Source organism: Collimonas sp. PA-H2, from assembly GCF_002564105.1.
Taxonomy (GTDB): Bacteria; Pseudomonadota; Gammaproteobacteria; order Burkholderiales; family Burkholderiaceae_D; genus Collimonas.
The window spans coordinates 3,559,962-3,586,894 of sequence record NZ_PDBX01000001.1 but is presented as its reverse complement, the minus strand read 5'-3'; the positions used below and the strand labels follow the sequence as shown (position 1 = coordinate 3,586,894).

Annotated in this window: 30 protein-coding genes; 19 read left to right on the top strand and 11 right to left on the bottom strand. The window is 55.6% G+C overall.

The genetic code is table 11. From position 1 onward, the window contains the following. Positions 1–58: 58 nt before the first annotated feature. From BCF11_RS16435 to BCF11_RS16400, 9 genes are all read right to left on the bottom strand, one after another. Positions 59–4,291, bottom strand: a complete 4,233-nt coding sequence (locus BCF11_RS16435; protein WP_098495687.1) for a hypothetical protein — start codon at positions 4,289–4,291, stop codon at positions 59–61. A gap of 27 nt (positions 4,292–4,318) precedes the next feature. Continuing rightward, positions 4,319–4,873 (bottom strand): hypothetical protein, encoded by a 555-nt coding sequence (locus tag BCF11_RS16430; RefSeq protein WP_143751344.1) that lies wholly within the window; start codon positions 4,871–4,873, stop codon positions 4,319–4,321. Positions 4,874–4,955: 82 nt separating this feature from the next. Further along, a complete protein-coding gene (locus tag BCF11_RS27605) occupies positions 4,956–5,696 on the bottom strand; it encodes a hypothetical protein (protein WP_143751343.1) in 741 nt (246 codons plus the stop codon). A 134-nt stretch (positions 5,697–5,830) separates the two neighbouring features. Continuing rightward, positions 5,831–7,237, bottom strand: a complete 1,407-nt coding sequence (locus BCF11_RS16425) for an HlyD family type I secretion periplasmic adaptor subunit (protein ID WP_158229211.1) — start codon at positions 7,235–7,237, stop codon at positions 5,831–5,833. Next, positions 7,227–9,395: a type I secretion system permease/ATPase gene (locus BCF11_RS16420; protein WP_098495684.1), complete on the bottom strand. Its 2,169-nt coding sequence runs from the start codon at positions 9,393–9,395 to the stop codon at positions 7,227–7,229. The genes BCF11_RS16425 and BCF11_RS16420 overlap by 11 nt, the downstream gene beginning before the upstream one ends. Before the next feature lie 167 nt (positions 9,396–9,562). Then, positions 9,563–10,642 (bottom strand): DUF746 domain-containing protein, encoded by a 1,080-nt coding sequence (locus BCF11_RS16415; RefSeq protein WP_158229210.1) that lies wholly within the window; start codon positions 10,640–10,642, stop codon positions 9,563–9,565. A 323-nt stretch (positions 10,643–10,965) separates the two neighbouring features. Beyond that, a complete protein-coding gene (locus BCF11_RS16410; RefSeq protein WP_098495682.1) occupies positions 10,966–11,175 on the bottom strand; it encodes a hypothetical protein in 210 nt (69 codons plus the stop codon). Then, positions 11,172–12,233, bottom strand: a complete 1,062-nt coding sequence (locus tag BCF11_RS16405) for a phage portal protein (RefSeq protein WP_098495681.1) — start codon at positions 12,231–12,233, stop codon at positions 11,172–11,174. Before BCF11_RS16405 ends, BCF11_RS16410 begins: the two co-directional genes overlap by 4 nt. Further along, positions 12,230–14,047, bottom strand: coding sequence for a terminase ATPase subunit family protein (locus BCF11_RS16400; RefSeq protein WP_098495680.1), 1,818 nt, complete (start codon positions 14,045–14,047; stop codon positions 12,230–12,232). Before BCF11_RS16400 ends, BCF11_RS16405 begins: the two co-directional genes overlap by 4 nt. Positions 14,048–14,184: 137 nt before the next feature. On the opposite strand from BCF11_RS16400, the gene BCF11_RS16395 reads away from it, so the two are divergent. The 12 genes from BCF11_RS16395 (at position 14,185) to BCF11_RS16345 (ending at position 20,170) form a co-directional block, all read left to right on the top strand. Then, positions 14,185–15,000, top strand: a complete 816-nt coding sequence (locus tag BCF11_RS16395; RefSeq protein ID WP_098495679.1) for a GPO family capsid scaffolding protein — start codon at positions 14,185–14,187, stop codon at positions 14,998–15,000. A 56-nt stretch (positions 15,001–15,056) separates the two neighbouring features. Continuing rightward, complete coding sequence (locus tag BCF11_RS16390) at positions 15,057–16,061, top strand: phage major capsid protein, P2 family (protein WP_098495678.1); 1,005 nt, start codon at positions 15,057–15,059, stop codon at positions 16,059–16,061. Position 16,062: 1 nt separating this feature from the next. After that, positions 16,063–16,776: a phage terminase small subunit gene (gpM, locus tag BCF11_RS16385; RefSeq protein ID WP_098495677.1), complete on the top strand. Its 714-nt coding sequence runs from the start codon at positions 16,063–16,065 to the stop codon at positions 16,774–16,776. 117 nt (positions 16,777–16,893) lie between these two features. Further along, a complete protein-coding gene (locus tag BCF11_RS16380; RefSeq protein WP_098495676.1) occupies positions 16,894–17,388 on the top strand; it encodes a head completion/stabilization protein in 495 nt (164 codons plus the stop codon). Further along, positions 17,388–17,597 (top strand): tail protein X, encoded by a 210-nt coding sequence (locus BCF11_RS16375; RefSeq protein ID WP_098495675.1) that lies wholly within the window; start codon positions 17,388–17,390, stop codon positions 17,595–17,597. Before BCF11_RS16380 ends, BCF11_RS16375 begins: the two co-directional genes overlap by 1 nt. 17 nt (positions 17,598–17,614) lie before the next feature. Next, positions 17,615–17,971, top strand: a complete 357-nt coding sequence (locus BCF11_RS16370) for a putative holin (protein WP_098495386.1) — start codon at positions 17,615–17,617, stop codon at positions 17,969–17,971. Beyond that, entirely contained in the window at positions 17,964–18,233 is a 270-nt protein-coding gene (locus tag BCF11_RS16365; protein ID WP_098495674.1) for a phage holin family protein, read from the top strand. Before BCF11_RS16370 ends, BCF11_RS16365 begins: the two co-directional genes overlap by 8 nt. Next, complete coding sequence (locus tag BCF11_RS16360) at positions 18,230–18,691, top strand: D-Ala-D-Ala carboxypeptidase family metallohydrolase (protein ID WP_098495673.1); 462 nt, start codon at positions 18,230–18,232, stop codon at positions 18,689–18,691. Before BCF11_RS16365 ends, BCF11_RS16360 begins: the two co-directional genes overlap by 4 nt. Next, complete coding sequence (lysB, locus tag BCF11_RS28020; RefSeq protein WP_158229209.1) at positions 18,682–19,110, top strand: Rz-like lysis system protein LysB; 429 nt, start codon at positions 18,682–18,684, stop codon at positions 19,108–19,110. Before BCF11_RS16360 ends, lysB begins: the two co-directional genes overlap by 10 nt. Next, positions 18,998–19,231 (top strand): Rz1-like lysis system protein LysC, encoded by a 234-nt coding sequence (gene lysC, locus BCF11_RS28340; RefSeq protein ID WP_233212683.1) that lies wholly within the window; start codon positions 18,998–19,000, stop codon positions 19,229–19,231. Before lysB ends, lysC begins: the two co-directional genes overlap by 113 nt. Beyond that, the gene (locus tag BCF11_RS16350; protein WP_098495671.1) at positions 19,209–19,697 is read left to right on the top strand and encodes a phage tail protein; all 489 of its coding nucleotides are present in this window, start codon (positions 19,209–19,211) and stop codon (positions 19,695–19,697) included. Before lysC ends, BCF11_RS16350 begins: the two co-directional genes overlap by 23 nt. Beyond that, positions 19,694–20,170 carry a phage virion morphogenesis protein gene (locus BCF11_RS16345; protein ID WP_098495670.1) on the top strand — a complete coding sequence of 159 codons (477 nt, stop codon included), beginning with the start codon at positions 19,694–19,696 and terminating at the stop codon, positions 20,168–20,170. Before BCF11_RS16350 ends, BCF11_RS16345 begins: the two co-directional genes overlap by 4 nt. A 345-nt stretch (positions 20,171–20,515) precedes the next feature. On the opposite strand, the gene BCF11_RS16340 is transcribed toward BCF11_RS16345, so the two are convergent. Both BCF11_RS16340 and BCF11_RS16335 read right to left on the bottom strand, forming a co-directional pair. Beyond that, the gene (locus tag BCF11_RS16340; RefSeq protein ID WP_098495669.1) at positions 20,516–21,283 is read right to left on the bottom strand and encodes a DNA adenine methylase; all 768 of its coding nucleotides are present in this window, start codon (positions 21,281–21,283) and stop codon (positions 20,516–20,518) included. After that, entirely contained in the window at positions 21,255–21,467 is a 213-nt protein-coding gene (locus tag BCF11_RS16335; RefSeq protein ID WP_098495668.1) for a Com family DNA-binding transcriptional regulator, read from the bottom strand. Before BCF11_RS16335 ends, BCF11_RS16340 begins: the two co-directional genes overlap by 29 nt. Before the next feature lie 248 nt (positions 21,468–21,715). Here BCF11_RS16335 and BCF11_RS16330 point away from each other — a divergent pair, with 248 nt between their 5' ends. From BCF11_RS16330 to BCF11_RS16300, 7 genes are read left to right on the top strand one after another with little or no spacing between them, the layout of a single operon-like run. Continuing rightward, entirely contained in the window at positions 21,716–22,390 is a 675-nt protein-coding gene (locus tag BCF11_RS16330) for a phage baseplate assembly protein V (RefSeq protein WP_098495667.1), read from the top strand. After that, positions 22,387–22,713, top strand: coding sequence for a GPW/gp25 family protein (locus BCF11_RS16325; RefSeq protein WP_098495666.1), 327 nt, complete (start codon positions 22,387–22,389; stop codon positions 22,711–22,713). The genes BCF11_RS16330 and BCF11_RS16325 overlap by 4 nt, the downstream gene beginning before the upstream one ends. Beyond that, a complete protein-coding gene (locus tag BCF11_RS16320; protein WP_098495665.1) occupies positions 22,710–23,621 on the top strand; it encodes a baseplate J/gp47 family protein in 912 nt (303 codons plus the stop codon). The genes BCF11_RS16325 and BCF11_RS16320 overlap by 4 nt, the downstream gene beginning before the upstream one ends. Beyond that, on the top strand, positions 23,614–24,234 hold the full coding sequence (locus BCF11_RS16315; protein WP_199110889.1) for a phage tail protein I: 621 nt from the start codon (positions 23,614–23,616) through the stop codon (positions 24,232–24,234). The genes BCF11_RS16320 and BCF11_RS16315 overlap by 8 nt, the downstream gene beginning before the upstream one ends. A gap of 10 nt (positions 24,235–24,244) precedes the next feature. Beyond that, a complete protein-coding gene (locus BCF11_RS16310) occupies positions 24,245–25,267 on the top strand; it encodes a phage tail protein (RefSeq protein WP_098495664.1) in 1,023 nt (340 codons plus the stop codon). An 11-nt stretch (positions 25,268–25,278) separates the two neighbouring features. After that, a complete protein-coding gene (locus BCF11_RS28185; protein WP_199110886.1) occupies positions 25,279–25,731 on the top strand; it encodes a tail fiber assembly protein in 453 nt (150 codons plus the stop codon). A 27-nt stretch (positions 25,732–25,758) separates the two neighbouring features. Continuing rightward, positions 25,759–26,931: a phage tail sheath protein gene (locus BCF11_RS16300; RefSeq protein ID WP_098495663.1), complete on the top strand. Its 1,173-nt coding sequence runs from the start codon at positions 25,759–25,761 to the stop codon at positions 26,929–26,931. The last annotated feature ends 2 nt before the right edge of the window (positions 26,932–26,933 follow it).

Genomic DNA, 26,933 nt, shown 5'->3' with positions numbered 1-26,933 from the left:
ACAAGCGAGGTGATTCAATCTCCGGCAATTACTCACCGGGACGTGCTGACGATGCTGTTTAGACGTGCCGGGAAAATTGTGGCGCAACCACTTGAAATACCTCATGGTGGAGATGAGCAAATGAGGCATTCGCATCAATACCGGTATTACCATCCGTGAAAGCTGACATAGTCTGAATCAGGTGATTCAACGACCCAGACAAGGCTTGCGGCGCACTGCTAGCTGCATCGCCAGTCTTTGTATTGGTGCTCGCAACTGTGCTCGGATCAAAGGTTAGACTCACGCCGGCGATATCGCCTGTCTTCCCGTTTTTCCAGGAAAACGTAGTATCGTTAAGAATCGTATTGCCATTGCTGTTGATTTTTTCAGCGGTCGAATCCAGATTGATGGAAGCAATGCCCAATTGCTTCAGTGACTCCAATTTGCCTTGCTGGAAATTGGCGTTACCAGTCGGGTCCACCCAAACCTTCAATTTATCCCACAATGAATTACTTGCATCAAGTACACCACCGGTCTGATGCGCTAATGCCGAGAGCGCCCCAAAACCACCAACCAGATTGGCGTCGCTCGTCACCGTGCCAGTGTTGGTCGGATCGTAGACCAACATACCTTCACCTGCAGTAGCCCAACCGGTATGCACCTTCTTGCCATTGTTCTGCATATCGAAGTAGGCAGTCGATGTGACAAGGTCAGTGGTTTGGACTTTATGGCCATCCAAATTCAAAATAATCGGATCAATAGGCGTTACTGTCACGACAGGAGTAGGCACAGAGTAGGTTGTCACACCGCTCCCTGTTGGATCAACACTCCCAGGAAGAAGAGGCACAGTACCACCGAGATTAGGAGCAGAACCGGTGGTTTTCCCGTTAGTGGTATTAAATGCGCCGACTACCGTGTTGCTATATTGGCTAGATTGATTCCCACCCAGACAATGCACTGTGGAGCCATTGGTCTCTATATAGTTGCCAGTTCCGGTCACAAAGAACTCCGAGTTCACTCCATTGCTCCCCACAGCGTTGATGATGTTGTTGTTACCGTTAATGTAGACCACCTTGCCTTGGAGAGCTTTTCCCAAAACGATTGCGCTACCTGATGCATTGATCGTATCGCTTGCGCCGTCGGCGAACAGCGATGAGCCTGTCCCCATCCCTATGGTCTCATTATCTCCATTGACGGCGAGCGAGGAACTTGTACCGAAATTCAGTGTATTGTGGCCACCGTTAAGCGAGAGCTGTTCGCCTATCCCACCATTAACCGTGTCATAGGCACCATTAAGCGACGTAACGAAATTGTTCGCCGCGTAGTTGATAGTCTGACTACCCGTGGTCGTTAATGTTTGGTTTGTCGCGCAGAAACCAACGGAGCTACCGCTGCCATTGACTAACGCACTGGTACCCGCGCCGCTTAGATCGACTCGGCTACTGCCACTAATGCCATTGATGATCTGATTTTGTCCTCCGACAGCCAGGTACGCACCGCTATTGGCCCAAATATTGGTGGTATCGCCATTGCCATAGAGGGAAGTTGTTAGGCCACCCACGCCGAAGTTGACGGTCTCATTGCTCGTCGTCAGGGTCGTGTTATTTCCAAAGATACCGACCGAGCTACCGCTGCCGTTGACCGTAGCACTGGTGCCGACACCAGTCAGATCGACATGACTACTGCCGGTGTCGCCATTAACGGTCTGATTTTGCCCTTGCAATACCAAATAAGCGCCGCTATTACCCCAAAAATTGGTCGTGTCGCCGTTACCGTATAGGTAAGTTGTCAGTCCCCCCACGCCGAAGTTGACGGTCTCATTGCTTGTTGTCAGCGTGGTGCTGTTTCCAAAAATCCCAACAGAGCTGCCGCTGCCATTGACCGTTGCACTAGTGCCGGCGCCAAACAAATCTACGTGGCTACTACCAGTGTCACCATTAATGATGTGATTTTGTCCTGAGACCTGAAGGTAAGCACCGCTGTTACCCCAAAAATTGGTTGTGTCGCCGTTGCCGTAGAGGATGGTTGTTAGGCCACCCACGCCGAAGTTGACGGTCTCATTGCTCGTCGTCAACGTGGTGTTGTTTCCAAAAATACCGACAGAGCTGCCGCTGCCGTTAACCGTCGCAGTGGTGCCGTTGCCAGCCAGATCAACATGGCTACTGCCGCTGTCACCATTAACGGTCTGATTTTGTCCTTGAACTACCAGATAGGCACCGCTATTGGCCGCTTCGTTAATGATATCGCTGGCCCCTTTGATTGAGGTTGAAAAACCTCCAGCAGAAAAATTAACGGTTTCTCCTGTGGTCGTCAAAATTTGGTTGGTCGCACAAATACCCACTGAGCTACCGCTGCCGTAGACCGTCGCACTGGTGCCCACATCGTTTAGATCGATCCGGCTGCTGCCGCTGACACCATAGATGGTTTGATTTTGCCCCCACACACCAATATAAGCGCCGCTATTGGCCCATTCGTTGATGATGTCGCTACTGCCCTTGACGGAAGTAGCAAAACCACCCGCCGCAAAATTCACTGTCTCGCCATTTGCTGTCAAAATTTGGTTGTTCGCACAGATGCCAACGGAGCTACCGCTGCCATAGACTGTCGCGCTGGTGCCTACATTGTTCAAATCGATTCGGCTACTGCCGCTAACGCCGTAGATGGTTTGATTTTGGCCCCACACACCAATATAAGCGCCGCTATTGGCCCATTCGTTAATGATGTCGTTAGTTCCTTTGACTGAAGTGGCAAAACCACCTGCAGAAAAATTGACGGTCGACCCGGTCGCTGTCAGAGTTTGATTTGTGCCACAAATACCAACGGAACCTCCGCCATTCACCGTCGCGCTGGTGCTGGCACCACCCAAGTTGACCAAATTAGAACCAGTATTGCCATTGACTGTCTGATTTTGTCCAAAGACAGAAAGGAAAGCGCCGCTATTGGCTATCTCGCTGGTAACGTCTCCATTGCCATTAATGGTTGCTTGCGCACCAGCCGCGAGGCTGATGATGGCGTTGTTCAGATAAGCAGCGGCGCCGGTGCCAGAAATAGTGGCTGTAACTTGGCCTGTCGCGCTCGTATTAGTGACCTGCTCGTTCTGAGCAGTGCCATCGCTTTTCAGATTTGTGAGATCGTCGGATTTATTGCCTGGCGTGTCAACTTTGATGTTCTCGAGTTGGTCTAACTTGCCATCGCTGTTTGTATCGCGATCAATTTTAGTCGTCGTCGTACCATTAAAATAATCCTTGATGGTCATGGAGTTTTGTATGCCAGCCGCATTCTTGGTCTGAGCATAGGAAATATCATTACCCGTGTAATCAGTGAAAGCCGTCGTCGTCGTGTCTACGGTACTGGAAACGGTCGGGAGGGTTTCTACCGGATTGGTTAGGCGCTGACCGGTGTATACGCCATAGGTGCCATAGGTACTCCACACTTGATTGTTAGAGGGATCGATCGCCTCGGTGTGGACATCTGGAGGTACGCTAGTATTAAATTGACGCGAGACAGGTACGTTAGAAATCGAGAGTCCGGAATTTTGCAAAAAACCCGTACCAGCCTGAAGCGTCAAACCGGCCAGACCATTATCATAGGTTCCACCAATATCACAATGATTTCCTGTAAAAATGAATGTTGTTGCCCCCGGTTGTGCCGAATAGTCGGCAGCTTTAAACAAGTATCGGTACTCATTGTCGGCGCGAATGATCGCCAAATTCTGAGCGTTAGGCGCAAACACCATATTGCCCGACATGCCAGTCTCAACAGGATCATAAATGACACCTGCAGATACACCGACTTTTCCCGGGGGGATCAAAATTGCACCAGTAGAAGGGTCGGTCAGTCCACGCTCGTACAGCAATTGAGAAAACACCGCAGCAGCATCAGCGCCGCGGCTGAAAGCAGTCATGGCGGTAGTCACGGAACCTCCTGGGTTGTTACCCAGCCATGCCGAAGCTGCAACAGAGAATTCCTTGTATGCCTTGTTTGCGGTATTGATGGCCTCCTGTGTCACTTGGGTCGATACAGCCGACGAACCAGTAAGTGAGCCTGCCGTGCCTGGACCCGCGTAGTAACCGACCTTAAGGTTAGGATTGGTTAGTGCTGCTGAAGTCGCCTGGTCACTTAGTTGCGCCACATTGGTGCTTTGCGCTCCGCTCGGCACATTATTTTTATCATTATTTGTCCCGTCGAATGCAGCAAAGAAGACGAACTGATTACCCGATACGATTTTTGACGCAGATCCGGCAATGGTGTTCGCCTGTTGTTGAGCTTGTTGAGTTTGGGTACTAGTGAGTGTGCCTGCAACGGTCGTCATGTTATGGTTCCCTCTTGAGAAAAATAATTAATTTTTAGATTGATCAGGATAAATAGGAGTTATTTTTTCAAAGCAATACAGCGCAAAAACTATATCGTCAGGCTTATGAGTTGCTCTCGCCAATGCTCTGGGATCACCTTTCAACATGCAGGGATTGGGGTCCAAATTTTTTTCTAAAATCAGATAAACATATAATTGCGATCCCTTGACAATGAAATAAATTCGCTGATCTTTCATATCCGATGGCAATCGACGACGTAGATCGACAGTATCCTGGTAGATCTCGCCCGTACTCTTGAGACGCCACTTTACATAAAGCGAGTCCCCAATACGCATAGGGCCGTTTGTATTGGCCATCTGCAGAGACCTCCCTTCCGCACGTACCCAATCTGGATTTTTTGCCCCCTCCAGCTTCGAATCACCGTAGCGATAATCGAGAACTTCAATCTCTGGACTATCTCTAATCGCATCAAATGCAAAAGAATGATCAACCACCCTCGGCTCTATTGCGCAAGCAACAAGAGCAGAAGTGATCGCGAATAGTGCTATCCAGCGTGAAAATTTTGAGATAAGTATTTTCATGAAATTACGCCTATAGAAAATTAAATTTGTGCTGAATACCGTTGTTATACAGAGCGCCTGCTTGGTCAAAGCGTCGGCGTTATCATGGCAGGCGCTGAAGGTGACGAAATACCGTCGCAACATTGAAATCGTTCCCACGTTCCCGCCTGAGATATGTAATAAGATCGCCTGCGTTGAACTGAACTCCTGCCATTTCAAAAGATTTATCTACAGTGAACACTTCCCATTCTTCAATGTGATCTTGAACGTCTGTTCTGAATATCTTTACGATGCCGCCCCTGATAATTTTCCAGGAGATTACTCTGGGATTTAAGCGAGATGCGTCCATGTTTTTAGCGTTCGAAAAAGGGCATGGCATCAGACCTGTAGCTTGTGCGTTGCGATACTCACCTCCAGGATAATAGGCAACGACTTCACATTTCACAGGTGTAGCGAGCTTTGTCCACATCGGAGATTGAGGGCCAAACCTGAGTTTCTGGGACGCCTCCGGATACAGCCAAACTCCCTCAATGTCCTTTGCCGTAGCTGGGCGCAGTTCTGTACGGTAAGGAGAAAATGGACATGGGAACAATGAATAGACAGCCTTAGTCACTACTTCTGCACTTGGTTCCACACTATGTTCGGATAGATACACTTCTACACTCTTTCGAATGACTGGAAGCGACGAATCCGAATTCAAGCAAAGAACCTTAGCGTTACCCGTTTGAAACGCCGAAACAATACTCTTACCCACTACATCCATTGGCGCTTCTTGAGCCGTAGCGAACGTCGCCCCAATGACAAAAAAAGAAGAGATCAAGAATTTGAAATAGCGTTTCCGCATGTGTAGCCCCGATAACTTGTGATTGAAAAATCTAAAAATTCTTTAAATGAAGAATTTCTGTCGCCAAATGACAGACAGTAAATAGGACATCAATTTCAAGCATTGCAGTTCGTGAATACCACCCCACGAACGGATCATCGCTCCCGTAACGCTTCACTCCGATACCTCAACAACGGCGTCAGCAGATATTCAATAATCCGCCGCTGCTCCGTCTTGATCTCCACCGAACTTGCCATACCCGGCGTCAAGGATTCGGTCTTGCCATCGGCAACGATGGTGGCTTTGAATAACTTGATGCGCGCCGGATAAATCAAGCCCAGCTTGTCATCTTTGACAGCATCCTGCGAAATCGAGATCACCTTGCCTGGCAGCGTACCGTAATGGGTATATGGAAAAGCATCGAGCTTGATGGCAGCATCCTGTCCAGGCCGCACAAATCCAATGTCCTGGTTCAGGATTTGCACCTCGATCTCCAGACCCGCATCGTCAGGCACAAGGACCAGCAGCTCTTGCGCCGGTTTCACCACGCCGCCCACCGTGTGAATATCCAATTGCTGAACCGTACCGGATACAGGCGCATTAAGATGTGTCTGCGTTTGCCGCTGTGTGGACTTGGCCTCATCACCCTGCACTTGCGCCAATTGCTGCTGTGCCTGATTGAGCGCATCCAACTGTTCACGCCGGAACTGCGCAATCGCAGTCTCAATGTCTTGCCGTTGTTCGGAAATCCCATCTGCGAGTTGGCGTGCGTAGCTTTGTTGCGAGGCCAGATCCTGTTCCGCCTGAATGCGGGTCTGTTGCTTTTCCAGAGCGGCGTGGCGCGGCACATAATTCTGTCCCAGCAGCGATTGATAGTCAGTCTCTTCAGCACGCGCAATCGGCAGGGTCTGCTCCACCCCTAAAATCTTTTGCCGGGTCGTTTGCAATTCATGCTCGCGCTTTTGCAGTTCGGCCCGCAGCGACGTTAGTTTGCTGCGGTATTCAATGAACGCCCCTTCGGCCAATCGTTGCACGTCGTGTTGCCGCTCTGGCCTGGCATCGGGTATGGGCGGGAGTTGCGGTGGTTTGTTGTCGCGTTGCGCATCTAGTAGCGCTTGCGCCCGTTTGGCGGTCAACATCGCATCAATCCGTGCGGTGCGCGATTTGCCGACATCGGCAGCGGCCTCCGTAGGATCAAGTTCGATCATTACCTGACCCGCGTTGACGTGTTGCCCATTGCTGACCAGGATCGCCTTGACGATACCTGCCTCCAAAGGCTGGATCACCTTACTATTCCCATTGGGGACGATCTTGCCCTGGGCCACGGCGACCACATCGACCTTGCCAATGATCGACCAGATCAACGCAATCGCGAACAAAATCATCAAGACCCACATCAGACTACGTCCGATTGGCGATGCCGGCGTCTCCAGCACCTCCAGCGCTGCTGGCAAGAATTCAACTTCATCCCGTTGGCGCTTGATCGGCGCGCCCTGCGCCTTTTCTTCGGCAAGCGAAGCGCGGGCGATGTCCCAGTAATGGCGCAAGGTATCAAGCAACATGCAGATACCCCGTCTGGTGCTGCCACAAGGACGCATAGCGGCCACCGCGGCGTTGAATTAATTCGTCGTGCGTTCCCTCTTCGACAATCTCGCCCTTTTCGACGGTGATGATGCGCTCGGCAATCCGTACTGCCGACAGCCGATGAGCGATGATAAAGACGGTGCGGCCGGCACAAATCTGTTGCATGTTGCCCTGAATGATGGCTTCGGATTCTGCATCCAGCGCCGACGTCGCTTCATCAAAAATCAGAATCTTGGGATTGGTCGCCAGCGCTCTGGCAATCGCAATGCGCTGCCGCTGCCCACCGGACAGACCATTGCCACGCTCACCGAGCTCAGTGTCATAGCCTTGCGGCAGTTCCAGCACGAACTCATGGGCGCCGGCCAGCGTTGCCGCTTCGACCACTTTATCGAACTCCATGCCTGGTGAAGCGAACGCGATATTGTCGCGTACCGTCCCTTTGAACAGCATGTTTTCCTGCAGCACGGTGCCTATCTGCCGGCGCAGCGATGCCGGATCGAGTACCGCCAGGTCCATACCGTCAATTAAGACGCGCCCGCGCTCTGGCGAATAAAGACGTTGGACCAGTTTGGTAAGAGTGCTTTTGCCGGAACCGGAGGGGCCGACAATACCGGTGACGCTACCCGGCTTCACAGTCAGCGACAGGCCGCGCAGGATCTCAGGACCATCATGGCGGTAGCGAAACACCACTTTATCGAACACGACTTCGCCTTTGACGGTAGGCATCGAGGTTTGCCCGCCTGACGTGCTGGACTCGGCCTTGTTGTCGAGGATGTCGCCTAAGCGATCCATCGACAGCCGCACCTGCTGGAAATCCTGCCAGAGCTGTGCCAGGCGCAATACGGGGGCACTGACGCGACCGGCCAGCATATTGAAGGCGATCAGCTCGCCAACCGAGAGCGTGCCGTCAATGGCCAGTTTGGCGCCGTACCATAGCAGTGCAGCCGTGGTCAGTTTGCTGATGAGGGATGCGACCTGATTGGCGGCATTGGAGAGATTCGAGGCTTTGAAGGCGATCGACACGTAGCCGGCCAACTGCGTTTCCCAGCGGCGCTGCATCAACGGCTCGACCGCCATCGATTTGATGGTTTCGACGCCGGTCACCGACTCGACCAGGAAGGACTGATTTTCTGCGGAACGGCGGAATTTTTCGTTGAGGCGAGATTTCAGCGCCGGCGTCACCAGTACCGACAACGCGATGTAGCACGGCAGCGAGATGAACACCACCAGCGTCAAGATGCCAGAGTAGGACAGCATCACCGCAAAAAAAACCAACGTGAACAGCAAATCCATCACGACAGTCAAGGCATTACCGGTCAGGAAGTTGCGGATGTTTTCCAGCTCGCGGACACGCGCTACGCTGTCGCCGACCCTCCGTGCCTGGAAATAGGCCAGCGGAAGATTCAACAGATGGTTGAACAGGCGACTGCCCAGTTCGACATCCATTCGGTTAGTGGTGTGGCTAAAGACGTAAGTGCGCAGGCCGCCCAACAACGCTTCGAACACTGAAATGGTGACCAGGCCGAATACCAGCACATCCAATGTAGACATGGATTTATGCACCAACACCTTATCGATCACCACTTGCATGAACAAGGGAGAAACCAAGCCGAACAACTGCAGGAAGAAGGAGCCGGCCAGCACTTCCAGCAATTGCTTGCGGTACTTGACGATAGAGGGAACGAACCAGGACACATCGAACTTGCCGCCGCCCTGCGACAAAATGGCGCGCGACGTAATCAGGATCAGCCGGCCAGACCAAAGCTGCTCGAATTCGGTCAGAGGGAGTTGAAAGGTGCGTTTCTGGACCTCGTCGTGCAGCAGAACACCGTTGGCGCATTTGGCGAGAACGATAAAACTGCCATCCTTGAGTTCAGCGATAGCCGGCAGCGGCGTCTGGGCAAGTCGGTGGGATTGGCTCCTGACGAGCCTGGCCTTGAGCGCAATCTGGCGCGCCAAGCGCACCAAGGTGATCGCGTCGACGCGATCCGAGCTGCCTGACAAGTGTTTGAGGCGTTCTGCACTCGCCGCTACGCCCGATAACTGCGCCACAACCGTCAACGATGCAATACCGCTGTCCTGCACATTGCCCGGCAAATGCCCCTCATCTTTGCCCGGTAAGATGCTCTCCCTCATTTTTATTGCTTTCTTTGCGCGCTATGAGAGAAGGATTGTAGTTAAAACTTAATTGTTAGATATTGCAACCTCGCAAAATTGCATGAAATTTTGCAAAGATTTACTTTTGGTCGGATGTATTCACACCAATTAGTTGTGTAATAACAACAAACCAATAGAAGCATGAGCTAAGAATTCTTTGCTTCGGAATCAACTTCTGCTTTACCAGGGTCATACAGCACCTCCAGTCTCACTTTTTGCTGTAGCAGACGTTCGGCGTCTTTCACGCTAAAAGAAGTGTTACAAGCCGGACATAACAGCTTTCGACCGTGGACAGCATCTCGTCCGAAGAACCGTTTTTCGCCAGGGACGTCGCAACGCGGACAACGGAGATGGGGACGCAGCTTGATCCCAAGACGAACTTTTGCTTCCCATTCACCAGAAGGATCGAGTTGCAGCAGCCATTGCCGGATTTTTTTTGCCCAGTTCCGTATCAGCGGCACATAAACATTGAGGCGTCGGGCGGCGTCCTCATACGGCAATTGTTGCGACAATAGTCGGAAAAATGCTGGCATCAGCTCTGCATAGCGTAAGCGCGCCAGCGGAGTTCCGGTCAGACGGTTAAAGCGTCGGTCGCATGTCTTACAAAAAAAGCTCGGCTTTGGTTCATTTGCACGCGGCCTAGCTGCCAGTATGGTCCGGCGAGAAAAACAATGCGGGCATGCTGGCGGATGCAAGTTTTTGGAGTACACCTCTGCCAGCGCTTGTTCCAGGTAAACCGTAAGTGTCTTGTCCTCAGAATCAGGAAAGCCGCCACCAAATCTGCGAAACTGGAGCTGATCGATAAGAAAATGCCGCTCTGTCGGAGCCGCAGATAGCTCAGATAGAACTGATGGAAAGCCGACCTTGGCAACAATGTTTGTCAGTTGTTCTGAATAAGGCCGATTAGCAGCAATGCCCAGTTGATGGCGACGTCGAAAGACTTGCTGCCTGTTGACACCAAGCTTTTTCGCAATGACGGTATCCAGATCGGTGCCAAGATGTGCCTCCATCTCAGCAGTCCACACCAGGGGTGATGTACAGAAGGAAGCAATTCCCAGCTGGCGACGGCGTCCACCAACGCTAGCTTTGCTTACCCCCAATTGGGTCGCTATCGTTTGATCCGATGCTGCACCGAGCAAGGTGTCGGCCTCACCAGTCCACACGAATTGGCGACGAATAGCCGATGACGTCAATAAAGGTCTTTTGCTAGAAATCATGGCGATCATGGTCTGTTTACCAATAAGAAGCGATGATTGTACAAAATCCGACGCTATCGCAATGCAAAATGCGTTATTTTGCGTCAAGCCGTTGCAGCCGATTTTCCCGCGAACCCCGCGCAACATGGGGGCTTGGCGTTTTGGCGAATTGCGTTAAAAGCAGTGCATTTAACGAAGCCGGCAGGCGTGGGGGGACTGGCCGCTGAAGGCCATGGCCGACAGCTTTTTTCATGGCAAGGCAACAATGTCAGGACGTTAAAAAAAGGCCGCGTATGCGGCCTTAATCGATACAGGCGCCGCCGTTACAACATGGCGGCGGGGCAGGTATACCGTCAACGTCCGGCGCGCCTGAGCGCCTCCTGTTCCTTCTGGTAGTCGTCCCGACAATCTGTATTGCAGAACAGCCGCCCATGGGCGACATCGTCATCGCAGTAATGACAGCGCCCGTCCGCCTCCAGCTGGGGGATGCGGCGCGCATGCGCCATAGCTACTTCAATGTCCTTAGCAATGCGCCACTCGGCGCGGTCGGCTACGTCTCTCATTGCTTCTTTCCCTCTCCAGTCATTAATTCGTATGGCTCAAATTTCACTACCTCCTGGCCTAGCCAGTCATTCAGTGCCAGGAACTGCGTTTGCAGCGGCACCAACTCGTTACGCACAAACACCCGCGCCGCCGGCTCAATCGCCCCGAAGCCGCCGGTGTTGTTCGGCATGATCCCCATCAGTTGCGGTGGCACGCGGTGCGCGGCCAGCACGTCATCGCGGGTCACGCCCTTGATGTTGAAGAATTCGTCCTTGGCCGCTACGTCCGAGACCGGCAAAATTTGGATGCCGTCTTTGTTGCCGTTCGGCGCGTACATGAACAGGTTCCGGAAATTGCCCGGCCCCTTGCTGTCGCGCATGGCCTGGCGCAGATTGTCGACATCCTTGATGTTGGCGGCGGGGTCGGTCATGTACAGCACGAAGCCGGCGTGGGAACCGTTCTTGTAATACTTGCGCCGGAACAGCGTGGCCGCTTCGTTCAACCAGGCCGACTGCAAGGCCGACAGGTATTGCGGCACGCCATACACTTCCTGGTTCAGATCCGGGTCCATCAGGTGGAAGACGGCGCCCTTGTCGAACGCATGTTCCTGCTGCCAGCCGTTCACAAAGAAATAGCACTCCAGATCCCGCCCGCGCCGCACGTACTTCGCCAGCGCATGATTCAATTGCAGCAGCACGCCGGTGCGGCTGTAGCGCTTTTCTAGATAGCCATTGCCGAACGTCAGGAAATCGAGCGCGAAGCGCTTGAAGGCATCCCGCGACAGGATCTTGTTCGGCACATAGGTCGAGGTCAAAATATTGGTCTTGAAATAGATGGCGCTGCTGTGGTGGACGCTGGCATGGAACGATTTCGTCAACCCCTGGAAGCTGACCGGCGGTTCGTACCACTTGCCGTTAAGCCAGCATTCCAGGTTTTCCATAATGTCGGCATGGTCCAGCACCGGCGTCGGGTCGCCAAAGGTAAAGGCTTCCATGGCTGGCGCCGGCGCTGTCTGGGGAATTGGCGCCGGCGGCGCAGCCGCGTGCTGCCGTGCGTGTTTAAATCGTTGTTTCTTCACGATGTGTAAATCTCCATAAAGGATTGGGTGTTTTCAGAGACGCCCTCAATCGGTTCGTGATCGAGCGCGTGCATGCAGGCCCAGGCCAAGTCGGCGTGACCGGTCTCGGCGGTGCGACCTGCGTCATAGGTGACTTGTCGGCCACTGGCCGTTAAGGTCTTGCGGATTGTCATGAAGGCGGCTGACAGGTCCGTAGCGCCGGCGTCGAATTCGAGACGGCCCTTGCTGATGACATCCTTGGCCTTCAGCACCATGCGGGTCTTGACTTCGGGCGAATAGTTGATCGCGGTCGCGTTCGGGAAGAACTGTTTAACGATGGGGAATACGCCAATCCCCATGCCGGTCGTATCGATGCCGATGTACTCGACCTGGTAACGCAGGGTCATTTGCCGGATCGATTCGGCCTGCGCGGCAAAATCCATACCGCGCCATTGGTGACGCTCCAGCACGCGGAACTTGCCGCCAGCGACCAGCGGCGGCGCCAGCACCACGCAGCCGGCGCTGTCGCCGGACAGCGAAGGGTCGTAACCGATCCAGACCGGGCGATAGCCAAAGGGCCGTGCCGCAAACTGTTTCACATCGTCCCAGACCTCCCAGGAATCGACCATGCAACGCTGTAACTCAGCCTGCGGAAATATCGACTGGTTGTCATCGATAAAATTACACATCAGCAGGTTGTCGAACTGGTCCGGACTGTATTCGTAGTCGCGCAGATGGTCGAGGTCGAACAGATTGCAGCCGCCCGCTTCCGCGTCCAGGATCGTCACGATCTGTCGCCAGATCTTGTCCTCGCCCGTAAAGCCGCTCGATAGCTTCAAGTGCGAGATATCGATCTTGGCCTTTTTGGCTTTCTGGAGCCGGTCGCTGAATTCTTTACCTGCCCAGAACGGATACGCCTGGTGATTGATCGATGACGGTGTCGAAAAATAGGTTTTACGCCACTTCGCTTGAATCGCCATACCGGATGCCACTTTGTTCAGCTCGGTAAAATTGTGGGTCCAGAAAAATTCGTCAAAATAGAAATTGCCGTGGTAGCCCTGGGCGGTCCTGGCGCTGGTCCCCAGAAAATACAGATGCGCGCCGTTCGGCAGCACAATCGGGTCGCCGGACAACTCCACGCCGGCTGCTTCCTTGGCGAACTGGACGATGTACTGTTTAAATACATGCGCCTGCGCCTTCGACGCCGACAGGAAAATCTGATTGCGGCCGGTCGCCAGCGCGTCGGCCAGCGCCTCGCGGGCGAAATACCAGGTCGCACCGATCTGGCGCGATTTCAGAATGATGCGGGTACGCTCGTGGCCGTTGCGATGCCAAACCTTCTGGTAGTCGAACAGCGAGTCGCGGAAGGCATCCAGTAGCAGGCTTTGTTGCTCTTCGCTGAATTCGTTGCGGGTCGGCTTCTTCTTCGGGCCGGCATTTCTCTTGTCCAGGTTCGGATTGAGATCCGCCTCGTTGCCACCGCCGTCATACCGGCGCTTGCGCGACATCTGCACCAGGGAGCGCGTGAGTAAGTCGATTTCCTTGAAGTCACTGCCGGTTTTTACTTCCTTGCCGACCAGCTGGACCATGCGCGCTTCGATCTGCCCTTCCACGCGATCGATCGCCGTGGACAAGTGCCACTTGTCGCGCTCTTTCCAGCTGGCGACGGTACTGCGTTTGATGTTGAGGTGTTTGGCGATGGATGAGATGCGCCAGCCCTGCCAGTACAGGCTGCGGGCGGCGTCGCGCAACGCGGCGGGATCGTCAGTCGGTATGCCTGGCGCGCGCGCGGCGGCACGTTTGGCTGGTTTGAATTGGACAGGTTTGATTAACATGCCGCAAGCGTAGAGGGCAACGTCTGTAAAAGCCCTTGTCGGAAAGTCAGTAAGGTTGTTATCAACCCGCTGCCGATTGTTTCCACGCGCAGCAACGCCGACCATGGCGGTATTCGAACTTCCCAAATACCGACACCATGGCAAAGCCGACCTCCACCGCTCCAACAAAATCCAAATTCTTCCGCGTTGCCGTGGAAGGCGCCACCACCGATGGCCGTGTCATCGACCGCGCATTCATTGAACAGATGGCCGCGAATTTCGATCCGCAGGTCTATGGCGCCCGCATCTGGGTCGAACATCTGCGCAGCACCTGGGCCGATGGCGCCTTCAAAGCCTATGGCGATGTGACCGCAGTGAAAGCCGAGGAAGTCGAGCTGGGCGGCGTCAAGAAGCTGGCGTTGTACGCGCAGATTTCGCCCACGCCGGAATTAGTCGCCATGAATAAGGCACGCCAAAAAATCTACACCAGCATCGAAATCAATCCGAAATTCTCCGACACCGGCGAAGCCTACCTGGTCGGCCTGGCCGTGACCGACAGCCCCGCCAGCCTTGGCACTGAGGTTTTATCGTTCGCCACCAAGAACCCCGGCAACCTGTTCTCGGCGGCAGAAGAAACAACGCTGGAATTTGAAGACACCCCAACCGAACCTGAAGGAAATAAATTGTCCGACGCCGTTAAAAACCTGTTGAAACGCTTTACTAACAAGACCTCCAGCGACGATGCGCGCATCAGTGAACTGGTGGGCGCCGTCGAGACGCTGGCAACCCATGCGAATCTGAGCGCCGACGAATTCGCGGAAGAAAAGACCCGCGTCGATACCTTGGAAGCCGCCCTGAAGAAGACGAACGAAGAGTTCGCAGCTTTCCGCCAAAAGGTCGAATCGACCGATGCGAATCCCAAGAGCCGGCCAGCGGCCACCGGCGGCGACGGCATGGCAGAAACTGATTTCTAAACACTAGCCGGCCAGCACCAACACGATTACCGCCCAACCATTCAGGAGTCACCCATATGAAAAAGCAGACCCGCTTAGCCTTCGACAAATACACCGCCCGCCTGGCGCAACTGAACGACACCACCAGCGTTGCCCAAGTCTTCGGTGTCGATCCGAGCATCCAGCAGAAGCTGGAAACCAAAATGCAGGAATCGAGCGACTTCCTCAAAAGCGTCAATATTATCGGCGTGACCGAATTGGAAAGCGAAAAGCTGGGCCTCGGCATTTCCGGTCCGATTGCCAGCCGTACCAACACCGATAAGGCCGACCGTAAGACCCGCGATCTGTCCACGATGGACAACCAACGCTACCGCTGCGAAAAAACGAATTTCGATACGCATATCGGCTACGCCAAGCTCGACGCCTGGGCGAAATTCCCCGATTTCCAGCAACGTATTGCCAACAACATCCTGCAACGCCAGTCGCTAGATCGCATGGTGATCGGTTTTCATGGAACCAGTGTCGCCGCCGATACCGACATTATGAAAAACCCCATGCTGGAGGATGTCAATATTGGCTGGCTGGAACACTACCGCCGGCAAGCGCCACAGCGCGTGCTGCATGAGGGTAAGACCGCCGGTAAGGTGGTGATCGGCACCGGCGGCGACTACGCCAATCTGGACGCGACCGTATTCGACGCCATCAACTTGCTCGATCCCTGGTATCAGAAAGACAGCGGTTTAGTGGCCATCGTAGGCCGGGCGCTGTTGCATGACAAATATTTCCCGCTGGTGAACACCAAGCAGGCGCCGACCGAGACCCTGGCCGCCGATATCGTCATCAGCCAGAAGAGAATAGGCGGCTTGCAGGCGGTGACGGTCCCGTATTTCCCGGACAATGCGATCCTGATTACCCGTTTCGACAACCTGTCGATCTACTGGCAAGAAGGTGGCCGCCGCCGTCGCGTGGTCGATGAAGCCAAGAGAGATCGTATCGAAAACTACGAATCGTCCAATGATGCGTATGTAATTGAAGATTACGGCCTGGGCGCCATGGTCGAAAATATCCAGTTGGTGGCCTGAGATGGCGGACCTTTCTCCCGCCCAGCGCCACAAGGCGCGCATCCTCGCCGAGCGTGCCGCCGCCGAAGCCCAACCTGGCGGTGTGACGCATGGTAGCGCCTACGAGATGATGCTCTACAAGCTGGCAAACGACCGCCGCAGCTTGAGCAACATTCAGTCGATGGAACGCAAGATCGAAGTAAAAGCCACGTTGTTGCCGGAATATCAGGACTGGATCGACGGCGTGCTGTCCAAGGGCCAAGGCGGCCAGGACGATGTTTTTACGGCGCTCCTGGTGTGGCATATCGACTGCGGCGAGTATGCGCGGGCGGTCGAGATGGCGCGCTATGCGCTCAATCACAAGCTGACCTTGCCGGACCAGTTCAACCGCGACATTCCGACGATGCTGCTGGATGAGTTTTCTGCCGCTTTCCTCAAGGGCAAGCTGGCGGGCGATCCCATTCTCGCTATCGAGATGCTGACCCAGGTGCAGCAACTGACGGAACACTGCGATGCACCGGACCAGGCACGCGCCAAGCTGCTGAAGGCCAATGCTTACGCCATGCTTGCCGTTCTCGACCAACCCGGCGATGAACTGCTCAAGGCGTCACAGCTACCGCAGGCGGAAGTGGCCCACGCGCTGATGGACCGAGCCGTGACCTTGTTCCCTGGTGTCGGCGTCAAGCAAACGATGGATCGCTTGCGCGCCCGCATGATTAAAGCCGTCCCCGGCTAAACGAGCACCCCCTGGCGCACGGCGGCGCGGGTCGATGATTGAATCATTGCGATTTCTTTCTGACGCCCGCCCACCGCCGATTTTCTTCTCCAGCAGTCGATGACGAAAGAACCCCACATGAGTTTTATAGCCTTCGCGCCACCCTCTGCCGGCGCTGTTGTCAGCTTGCCAGAAGCCGGCAGTGTCGAAAACGACGGTTTCTATCCTGATATCGTCTTGCAGGACGTGCGCGACAATATGCGTCTTGACGGCACTGTCACCAGTCCGCGATTGACGCAGGCAATTGTCGACGCCGTCTTGCACGTCAACGCCGAGCTGCGCGACTGGAAGCTGTTGCAAATCGCCGCTGGCTTTGCCTCGCTGGCCGCTGTGCCGGCGGACCGGGTCAATCGTGAAAGCGTCAACATTGCCCACTACCGGCGCGCCGTCTATAGCTGGGCCAAGGCGGATCTCACCGAGCGTTACCGCGACTTCGACAGCACCGCCTCTTCCCTATCCGATAAAAAGATGATGGAAGCGCTGGACAACGCCCCGTCCGAGCAACGCCGTAACACTCATTGGGCGATTGCAGACATTGTCGGTCGGTCCCACATGACGGTCGAGCTGATCTGATGCAGGTACGCGCCCAACAGCACGACACGCTGGACCTGCTGTGCTGGCGGCACCTGGGCGCCACCGCCAATGTGGTCGAGGCGGCGCTCGAACTCAATCCCGGCCTGGCCGACTACGGGCCGATCCTGCCGCACGGCCTCCTGGTCAACCTGCCAGAACCTACTGCAACCCCTACTAAAACCGCCCAGGTCGTCAATCTCTGGGATTGAAAATGGAGCAACACCCTATGGCAGAACCCAGCACCACCACCCTGGTCGTCACCAGTGCCGCCGGCATCGGTTTGTCGACGCTGTTTCCCGGCATTGACGGTAATGCGCTGATCGGCGCTTTCGCCGGCGCCACGCTAGTAGCTATCTCCAGCAAGAACCTGCCAGTCTTGCAACGCCTGGCCTATATGGTCATTTCCTTGGCGATTGGCTACCTGGCCGCGCCGGAGGTCATCAGCAATACGCCGTTGAAGCAATCGGGCGTGGCCGCCTTCTTCGCGTCGGCGGCGGCCATTGCTTTGACGCTGCACGGCATCGACCTGATTAAAACCATAGAACTACCAGCGTGGCTGCGCAAGGGTGGCGGCCATGACTAAAACTCTGACCGTGCTGGCGCTGCTGTCTTACGCCAGCACCTGCCTGCGGCTGCTGTGCTACCGGCGCGGCCTGGCGAATCACCGCTTGCACATCTCCCTGGTGGCCTGGCTGCTGATTGTCGCAACAGGCACTTGCGGCCTGGAGATCCTGCTCGATCATGGCCGCGTCTCCTTCGGCACCGCCAGCATCGCTTTTACTTTGTGTGTCCTGGTGCACCGCGCCCAGGGCAATGTCGCCAACATCATCAGGAGCATTGATTGACCACCACACCATTGACCGCGCATTTCACGCTGGAAGAATTCACGCGCAGCGACAAGGCGCGTGTCCTCAGCATAGACAACACGCCGGCGCCGGCCATCGTTGCCAACCTGCGGCGCCTGGCGAAGTTTAACGAGCTGGTGCGCCTGGAGCTAGGTGGCGCGGCAATCATCATTTCCAGCGGCTACCGCTGCCAGGCGTTGAACCGGGCAGTCGGCGGCGCCGGCAACAGCGCGCACCTGGACGGCCTGGCATGCGACTTTACGGCGCCGGCATTCGGCACGCCGATGGAGATCTGCCAGGCGCTCGAAAAATCCTATCTGCAATTCGACCAGCTGATCTATGAGCGGGCCGGCGGCGCGGTGTGGGTTCACCTTGGCATTGCGGTCGAGGGCAAGACGCCGCGCCGCCAGGTGCTGACCATCGACAGCCGCGGAACTCGGGTCGGCCTATGGAATTGATCGTCAAAAGTTTCATAACGGCCCTGTTCGTCGGTGCGCTGGGCCTGGTGATCTATGTTCAGCACAACAGCCTGAGAGCTGCAAAGGAGCGGGCCGACCACGCCGAACAGGCCACACGCGACCGCGACGACACGCTCAAGACCATGATGGAAGCAGCGACCAGAAAACAGAAGGCTGCCGCCAAGCTACAAGCCGCCCGCGACGATATCGCGGCCACCCTCACCGAACGAGAAAACCTCATTGAAAGCCTTCTACATGATGATTCAACGATACGCACTTGGTTTGACACTCCTTTGCCTGACGCTGTTGCCCGCCTGCGGGAGCATCCAGCCGTCACCGGCGCCGACGCTGGCGCTGACAGTCAACGCCTGCCCAGCGATCACACGCTGCAACCTGCCGGCGGCAGCGCCCAGGACTAACGGCGCATTGCTTCTTGCCCTGGAGCGCACAGAAGCAGCGTGGGGCATTTGTGCGGCCATGGTGGACGCTGTTGTCGATTGCCAGGAGGAAGCGGACCGTGTACAAGCCAAAAAGCCTTAGGGCGCACCTAACAGCCGTCAGCGCCGAGTTGCGACAGAATCCCGAAAAGCTGCTGATCTTCGCGGACGGCGGCAATACGGTGGCCACCGGCACGAAGTCACTGTCGTTTGAATATCGGTATAAGCTCAATATCATCATTACCGACTATAGCGGCAGCGAGGATGCGCTCATGGTCCCTTTGCTGGCCTGGGTGCAGGTGCACCAGCGCGACCTGCTGGACAACGCCGACTTGCGCAAGACAGGTATCGGCTTTAATGTCGATTTCAACAATTCCGAATCGATTGATCTGGAGATCACATTGGCGCTGACTGAGCGCGTGATCGTAAAACAGGCTGGCACCGGTCGGCTGGAAGTCGTCCACCTGGCCGAGCCGCAACCGACACCGGCATATGCCGACGAATTCTGGCAAGCCTATGCGGGCGATGCGCTGCTGGCCGAGTGGCAGACGCCGGCCAACCCTGAATGAGCGACGATCTATCCACCCTCGAAGCCTGGGCCGGCACACTGCTGGCCCAGCTCCAACCTGGTCAGCGCCGCGTCGTCACACGCCGCATTGCCCAGGACCTACGCCGCAGCCAGGCGCAACGCATCACCAGCCAGCAGGCGCCGGACGGCGCGCCCTATGCGGCGCGCAAGCAGCGCAAGAACCTACGGGGCAAGAAAGGGAGAATCAAACGGCAGAAGGCCGCCATGTTTGAGAAGATCCGCACGCTAAAAAATCTCAAGATCGAGCAGGACGAAAACCAGCTATCGGTCGGTTTCTTTGGGCGCGTGGCGCGGATCGCCCGCGTGCACCAGGAAGGATTGACGGACAAGGTTGCAAAAAAAGGGCCGAACTATCACTATCCGGCCCGACCTTTACTAGGCTTTAGCGTCTCTGATCAAGCTCTGATTCGTGAATCTCTACTGAGGCATTTCGATGTAGACGTCGCGACTTGATCTGACAGGACATACGCGAACGTGATCATGATTTTTTTCAGTTCTGTTCAATTCGTCTAGCGCGTCTTTCCACAGCGAGCACATTGGTGAAAATGACTGCCGCTGTCGTTCAGGATGTGGTGATAGCCAGGTCCCTCCTTCCACTCATGCAGTCCGAAGCAACAAGCCAGCCATCCCATGCATTTACGCAACATAATTTTTTCCTATAAAAACTGGCTTGCGGCTTGCCAGTTGGTGTTGTTCACGCCGGGCGCTTCCACGCGAGCCGCTGTGAAAAAGTCAAATTGATATGTCAAAATCAAATTACCACATTTCCCAACGAATAATTTTGCTGAAAAGCAATAGCTAGAAAAGCTGTGTCACCACATCCGCAGCCCAATTGGTAATCACCAGTTCACGGCTGACGCCAGGCTGACCGTGTGTACTGCCGATGCTGTATTTGATATCCAGCCCCATCATCGTAAAGCCGTCGAATACGCGCCGAATATCAGGGTGGTCGTTAATGCTGACCATCACCTTTCCCTTACAGGTTCGCATGAATTCAGCCATCTGCTCGTATTGCTCGATGCCGAAATCCACGCCATAGCCCTCGGTCTGCCAGTATGGCGGGTCGGCATATTGAAAGGTATGGGGCCGGTCGTAGCGTTGCATACATTCCAGCCAGGGCAGGTTTTCGACATAGGTTCCGGCCAAGCGCAAGCGGGCAGCGCGCAGATTGTCTTCGATCCTGGTCAGATCGATAGCCGGCGCGGTGGTGGCAGTACCGAAGTTCTGCCCTGTGACCTTGCCGCTGAAGGCATGCTGCTGCAAGTAATAGAACCGGGCGGCGCGCTGGATATCGGTCAAGCTATCCAGCCGCGCATCCTGCTGCCATTTGAATAGTTGCCGGCTAGTGGTCCACCACTCGAACTGCCGCACGAATTCTTCCATGTGGTGTTGCACGACCCGGTACAGGTTGACCAGTTCGCCATTGATATCGTTGATGACTTCGGTGCGCGCCGGCACTGGCCGCAGGAAATACAGCGCGGCGCCACCGCAGAACACCTCGACATAGCATTCATGCGGCGGAAATAGCGGAATGAGTTTATCGGCCAGGCGGCGCTTGCCACCCATCCAGGGAATAATCGGACTTGCTTGCACGTGCTGCTCCAATGTCAGATGCTCGATGGCATGCTGGTGCGGGGCGCGTGGCTCTCAGGTGATTTAACGTTCCACAGCGTGGACACTTGATGGACAAGATGATGTATTCACCTTGCCCGAGTTTTCGGGAACAATTCCCACAACGAATTTCCTGCATTTTTGGTATACCTGCGTAAATTTGCTAGACTTCGCCTTACCTGTACAGGTGGCGCGGCCTTGGCTTTGCTTGCAGCCGTATTCTGCTGGCACGGTGGCGTGTTCAATGTTCGCGCATTGTTCACGTCGCCGCGTTCTTTTTCCAGCCCGGCACTGTAGTACGTCTCCCCGTTGTAAAACATTTCTTGGCAGTTGGTAACGCGGATATCAACCCGCTACCAGGTGCGCCGATTTCGGCAACCCGGCAACATGCAACGCATGACTGCTGACTACTCCGAACTGCTGCGTTTAATCCTGAATCTGATTCGATTCGGCACCATTGCCGACATCGATCACGATGCCCAGCGCGTCCGCGTCCTTGTCGGAAAAAACACCACCACATGGCGTCCCTGGATCACATTACGGGCCGGCGATGCACAGACCTGGTTTCCGCCTTCCATGGGCGAACAGGTCATCGTGCTGTCGCCTGAAGGCGATTTCACCCAGGCCGCGATCCTGCCGGCGATCTATTCCGACAAATACAAATCGCCGTCAACTAACCCGGCATACCACACGACCCGTTATGTGGATGGCACCGTGGTCCAGTACGACAGCACGGCGCACACCTTGACGGCTACGCTGCCGGACGGCACCAGCGTTACCGTCGCCCCTGGCAAAGTCACCTCGAATGCTGAAGATACGGAATGCACTGGCAACCTGCTGGTGCAAAAGAATCTGGTCGTCAACCGGAACCTGACCGTCAACGGCATTACAGCCTTGAATGCTGGTATGAACGTCCAGGCCGGTAAGGAAGGCGGCCCAGCGGCGATGATCCAGGGGATCATGCGCGCTACAGTCGACGTGATCGCCAATAGCATTAGCCTAGTCAAACACAAGCACGGCAAAGTGAAGCAGGGCGAAGACGACACGGAGGGCCCGAAATGAGCGGTATGAACGCCCGTACAGGCCACGCCATGAACCGCCTGGCGCATATCCGTCAGTCGCTGGTCGACATTCTTACTACTCCAATCGGCTCCCGCCTCATGCGCCGCACCTATGGCTCCGAAGTGCCGGAACTGATCGATCAACCGTTGAACGGGGCCACCGTCCTGCGCATTTATGCCGCCACAGCCTACGCTGTCATGTTGTGGGAACCACGTATCAGTCTGACCGGGATTGCTCTGGAGCGCGGGACGGACGGAAAAGCGACGTTGATACTAGACGGCATGGCCGATGGCGATCCTGTCTCCCTGGTGGTGCCGGTATGAGTGCGCCAATTGACTTATCACTTCTGCCTGCGCCGTCCGTCATTGAGACCGTGGACTATGAAGTCATTCTGGCGTCCCGCAAAGCTGCCGTCCTGGAACTGCTGCCAGCGGAGCAACGCGCCACCGTTGCAGCAATGCTGTCCCTGGAGTCGGAGCCGGCGACCAAGCTACTGGAGGAGAACAGCTATCGTGAAATGATCCTCCGTACCCGTATCAATGACGCCGCCCGCGCCTTGATGCTAGCTTATGCCGTGGGTAGCGATCTGGACCATATCGGCGCGAACTCGAACGTATCGCGCCTGGTGGTCACGCCAGCAGATCCGAACGCCGTGCCGCCCGTAGCTGAAGTACGTGAAGAAGATGACGCCTACCGCCTGCGCATCCAGGAAGCACCGGACGGCCTGTCTGTTGCCGGCCCACGATCCTCTTACGAATTCCATGCCCGTAGCGCAGATGGCCGCGTAAAGGATGCCAGTGCCACCAGCCCGTCACCTGCAGTCGTGGTCATTACCATCCTGTCGGCATTGTATGACGGCATCGCTGACCGCGAATTGCTCGATATTGTCTATGCGGCGTTGTCTGCCGAAGACATTCGTCCCATCGGTGACCGCCTGATCGTCCAGATCGCCCAGATAATTGACTATCAGATTGAGGCGACGCTCTATGTCGGTAAAGGACCAGTGTCGCCCATTGCCATCGCCACCGCCAAATCCCGTGCCACCATCGCCTCCCAGCCGCGCCGCCCATTGAAATACAGCATTTATCGCACGGCACTGACGGCTGCCTTGCATGTGGAAGGCGTGCGTCACGTTGACTTGATTTCACCGCCAGCCAATTTGCTGCTGGATGCTACCCAGGCGGCCCGCTGTACTGGCATCCGTATCACCGTCCAGGTGGAAGATGAATAATATTGTCGCCACATTGCCACCCAATGCCAAGCCGCTGGAGCGGGCACTAGCGACGGCTTGCGCCCGCATCGACACGCTGACCGTACCGGTGCGCTATGTGCGTAATCCCGATACCTGCCCCGTCGACCTACTGCCGTTTCTTGCCTGGGAATTCTCCGTAGACCGTTGGGATGATGCCTGGCCGGAAGCAATGCAGCGCGCCGCCATTAAAGCGGCCTATTACATTCACAAGCATAAGGGCACGATTGCCGCCGTGCGGCAGGTGGTCGAAGCCCTTGGCTATCGGATCGCTATCACCGAATGGTGGCAAATGACCCCTATGGGTGTCCCTGGCACATTCCAGCTCGACATCGGCGTCCAGGACACCGGCATCACGGATGCCATGTATGGCGAAATGGAAAGACTGATTGCCGACGCCAAACCAATCAGTCGCCATTTGACCAGCTTGGCAATCCAGCTGGAAAGTCATGGTCGGCTTTATGTCTGCGCGACTACCTTCGACGGCGACGATCTCACCGTCTATCCCTGGTTGGACGAACTGATTGCCATTCGTGGCGACCTGGTCCATGCCGGCGCTGCCCATACCATCGACACCATGACTATTTACCCGTGAGCATTAATCTATGAGTACTTATTTCGCCACCTTGACCGCCTTCGGTGAAGCCAAACTTGCCAACGCTTCCGCGCTCGGCACGACTATTAAACTAACCCATATGGGCGTCGGTGATGCCTATGACAAGGCGTCAATCCCTGATCGCAAGCAGACAATGTTGCTCAATGAGCGCCGCCGTGCACCGTTGAATCGACTCGCTGTTGACCCTGCCAATCCGAGTCAGCTCATCGTTGAGCAGGTATTACCTGAGAACGTTGGTGGTTGGTGGATACGCGAAATCGGGGTCTATGACGAAGATGGCTATTTGTGCGCTGTGGCCAATTGCCCACCCAGCTATAAGCCGCAACTTTCCGAAGGTAGCGGTCGTACCCAGGTTGTACGGCTAGTGCTGCTGGTCAGCAGCACTAGCACCGTCGAGCTCAAAATCGATCCGGCCGTGGTGCTGGCAACCCGTAGCTATGCGGAAGAATTCGCCCTGGCACAGATAGCGCAACATGAATCCAAGAGCAATCCGCATGCGCAGTACAACCGGATTGCCGCCAATTTGGCCGATGTCGCCAATCCCGAGACCGCATTAAAAAATCTTGGCGGCACACCTTTGGCATTGGTCTCGGAACTCTCCCCCTGCGGTGAAATTGCTTACTTTGCAACGACATCAGCCCCCGTTGGATGGCTTAAAGCCAATGGCGCGTTGGTTTCCCGCGCCACCTACGCGGCCTTATTTCGTGCCATTGGTACTCGCTTTGGCGCAGGAGATGGCGCCGCCACCTTTGCCGTGCCTGATCTGCGCGGTGAGTTTATGCGTGGTCTGGATGATGGGCGCGGCATTGACGGCGGACGTTCAATCGGTTCGTTTCAATCAGACGAATTGCGCAGCCATTCTCACCTCATCAATACGAGAAATACGATTGGAACAACCGGGGTCGCTTCCGAAAGCGGCGGGACCCCAGGCAGTTCATATATCACCGGATTTGCCGGCGGTACTGAAACCAGGCCACGCAACATCGCGTTACTAGTTTGCATCAAATACTGATATCCAATTCCATGAAAATCTATCACTACCATCCCGATACCGCCGTCTATCTCAGCACCTCCTCTGCGGATGTCTCGCCGCTGGAACCTGGCATCTTTTTAGTACCGGCCTATGCCACCGGCATCGCGCCACCAGACGTTTCCCAAGACGAGCAAGCCACCTTTGCTGAAGATAAGTGGGCCATAGAACCCATACCGCAACCGGAAGAGGTAAAACCAGTGCCACCCACGGAGAGTCAGCTCACGGCCACCGCCATCGGCAAGCGCGATCAGCTCCTGGCGGATGCCACGTTGGCAATGGCGCCGCTACAGGATGCCGTCGAGCTGGACGATGCCATGCCGGCGGAACTTGCGTTGCTCAGGCAATGGAAGCAGTACCGGGTTGCCGTCAATCGCGTGCCGAATCAAGAAAATTTCCCGCACGTCATTACCTGGCCGCCCGCACCCGGCATCACGGCACATTAATTTACCCACCTCATTTATAGGAATTCTATGCCTACTGATTACCACCACGGCGTGCGCGTCATCGAAAAAAACGATGGCACCCGACCAATCCGCACTATCAGCACCGCCGTGATCGGCCTGGTTGCTACCGCCGAGGATGCCGACCCGGTTGCCTTCCCGCTCGATACGCCGGTCCTGCTGACCAATGTCCCCGCCGCCATCGGCAAAGCCGGCGTCAAGGGAACGTTGCGCCGCGCCCTCGACGCTATCGGCATGCAGACTAAACCGTTTACGGTGGTGGTGCGCGTGGCCGAAGGCAAGGACGAAGCGGAAACCACCTCTAATGTGATCGGCACCACGACCGCGGCTGGCAAGTACACCGGCGTCAAGGCGCTGCTAGCCGCGCAGAGCAAACTCGGTATCAAGCCGCGCATCCTTGGCGCGCCAGGGCTGGACACCAAGGCCGTGACGAACGCCATGGTCAGCGTCGCCCAAAAGCTGCGCGGCTTTGTCTATGCATCTGCGCACGGCTGTCTGACCAAGGAAGACGCGGTGCTGTATCGGAAGGATTTCGGCCAGCGCGAACTGATGCTGATCTGGCCGGATTTCGTGAGCTGGGACACTGCCACCAATGCGGACGCCAATATCTCGGCTGTGGCCTATGCCCTGGGCCTGCGCGCCAAACTGGACGAAGAGATCGGCTGGCATAAGTCCCTGTCCAATATCGTCGTCAACGGCCCGACCGGCATCTCGGCGGACGTGTTCTGGGATCTGCAAGATCCGGCCACCGATGCCGGCTTCCTGAACGCCAAGGAAGTCACCACGCTGATTAACAGCGGCGGCTTCCGCTTCTGGGGTTCGCGCACTTGCGAAACGCCGGAATTCTTCTATTTTGAGAACTACACGCGTACCGCCCAGGTGCTGGCTGACACGATTGCCGAGGCGCATATGACCTATGCCGACAAGCCCTTGCATCCGTCGCTGGCAAAAGACCTGGTCGAAAGCATCAACGCCAAATTCCGCGACCTGGTCAAGCGCGGCTATCTGATCGGCGGTAGCGCCTGGTGCGATGAACAGTTCAACAGCAAGGAAAATTTGAAGAACGGCCAGCTGACAATCGATTACGACTATACCCCGGTCCCGCCCCTGGAAAACCTGATGTTCCAGCAGCGCATCACTGACCGCTACCTGGCCGACTTCGCCGCTGCTGTTGCCGCCTAACC

What these genes read in the sequence shown, in the direction of transcription:
- BCF11_RS16395 (WP_098495679.1), top strand. Translation starts at nt 14,185, where the DNA reads ATGGCAAAGCCGACCTCCACCGCTCCAACAAAATCCAAATTCTTCCGC.
- BCF11_RS16365 (WP_098495674.1), top strand. Translation starts at nt 17,964, where the DNA reads ATGACTAAAACTCTGACCGTGCTGGCGCTGCTGTCTTACGCCAGCACC.
- BCF11_RS16410 (WP_098495682.1), bottom strand. Translation starts at nt 11,175, where the DNA reads ATGAGAGACGTAGCCGACCGCGCCGAGTGGCGCATTGCTAAGGACATT.
- BCF11_RS16390 (WP_098495678.1), top strand. Translation starts at nt 15,057, where the DNA reads ATGAAAAAGCAGACCCGCTTAGCCTTCGACAAATACACCGCCCGCCTG.
- BCF11_RS28185 (WP_199110886.1), top strand. Translation starts at nt 25,279, where the DNA reads ATGAAAATCTATCACTACCATCCCGATACCGCCGTCTATCTCAGCACC.
- BCF11_RS16345 (WP_098495670.1), top strand. Translation starts at nt 19,694, where the DNA reads ATGAGCGACGATCTATCCACCCTCGAAGCCTGGGCCGGCACACTGCTG.
- BCF11_RS16380 (WP_098495676.1), top strand. Translation starts at nt 16,894, where the DNA reads ATGAGTTTTATAGCCTTCGCGCCACCCTCTGCCGGCGCTGTTGTCAGC.
- BCF11_RS16435 (WP_098495687.1), bottom strand. Translation starts at nt 4,291, where the DNA reads ATGACGACCGTTGCAGGCACACTCACTAGTACCCAAACTCAACAAGCT.
- BCF11_RS16325 (WP_098495666.1), top strand. Translation starts at nt 22,387, where the DNA reads ATGAGCGGTATGAACGCCCGTACAGGCCACGCCATGAACCGCCTGGCG.
- BCF11_RS16415 (WP_158229210.1), bottom strand. Translation starts at nt 10,642, where the DNA reads ATGATCGCCATGATTTCTAGCAAAAGACCTTTATTGACGTCATCGGCT.
- BCF11_RS16300 (WP_098495663.1), top strand. Translation starts at nt 25,759, where the DNA reads ATGCCTACTGATTACCACCACGGCGTGCGCGTCATCGAAAAAAACGAT.
- BCF11_RS16370 (WP_098495386.1), top strand. Translation starts at nt 17,615, where the DNA reads ATGGCAGAACCCAGCACCACCACCCTGGTCGTCACCAGTGCCGCCGGC.
- BCF11_RS16320 (WP_098495665.1), top strand. Translation starts at nt 22,710, where the DNA reads ATGAGTGCGCCAATTGACTTATCACTTCTGCCTGCGCCGTCCGTCATT.
- BCF11_RS16330 (WP_098495667.1), top strand. Translation starts at nt 21,716, where the DNA reads ATGCAACGCATGACTGCTGACTACTCCGAACTGCTGCGTTTAATCCTG.
- BCF11_RS16375 (WP_098495675.1), top strand. Translation starts at nt 17,388, where the DNA reads ATGCAGGTACGCGCCCAACAGCACGACACGCTGGACCTGCTGTGCTGG.
- BCF11_RS16310 (WP_098495664.1), top strand. Translation starts at nt 24,245, where the DNA reads ATGAGTACTTATTTCGCCACCTTGACCGCCTTCGGTGAAGCCAAACTT.
- BCF11_RS16315 (WP_199110889.1), top strand. Translation starts at nt 23,614, where the DNA reads ATGAATAATATTGTCGCCACATTGCCACCCAATGCCAAGCCGCTGGAG.
- gpM (WP_098495677.1), top strand. Translation starts at nt 16,063, where the DNA reads ATGGCGGACCTTTCTCCCGCCCAGCGCCACAAGGCGCGCATCCTCGCC.
- BCF11_RS16340 (WP_098495669.1), bottom strand. Translation starts at nt 21,283, where the DNA reads ATGGGTGGCAAGCGCCGCCTGGCCGATAAACTCATTCCGCTATTTCCG.
- lysB (WP_158229209.1), top strand. Translation starts at nt 18,682, where the DNA reads ATGGAATTGATCGTCAAAAGTTTCATAACGGCCCTGTTCGTCGGTGCG.
- BCF11_RS16430 (WP_143751344.1), bottom strand. Translation starts at nt 4,873, where the DNA reads ATGAAAATACTTATCTCAAAATTTTCACGCTGGATAGCACTATTCGCG.
- BCF11_RS16420 (WP_098495684.1), bottom strand. Translation starts at nt 9,395, where the DNA reads ATGAGGGAGAGCATCTTACCGGGCAAAGATGAGGGGCATTTGCCGGGC.
- BCF11_RS16335 (WP_098495668.1), bottom strand. Translation starts at nt 21,467, where the DNA reads ATGCAGGAAATTCGTTGTGGGAATTGTTCCCGAAAACTCGGGCAAGGT.
- BCF11_RS27605 (WP_143751343.1), bottom strand. Translation starts at nt 5,696, where the DNA reads ATGCGGAAACGCTATTTCAAATTCTTGATCTCTTCTTTTTTTGTCATT.
- BCF11_RS16400 (WP_098495680.1), bottom strand. Translation starts at nt 14,047, where the DNA reads ATGTTAATCAAACCTGTCCAATTCAAACCAGCCAAACGTGCCGCCGCG.
- BCF11_RS16425 (WP_158229211.1), bottom strand. Translation starts at nt 7,237, where the DNA reads ATGTTGCTTGATACCTTGCGCCATTACTGGGACATCGCCCGCGCTTCG.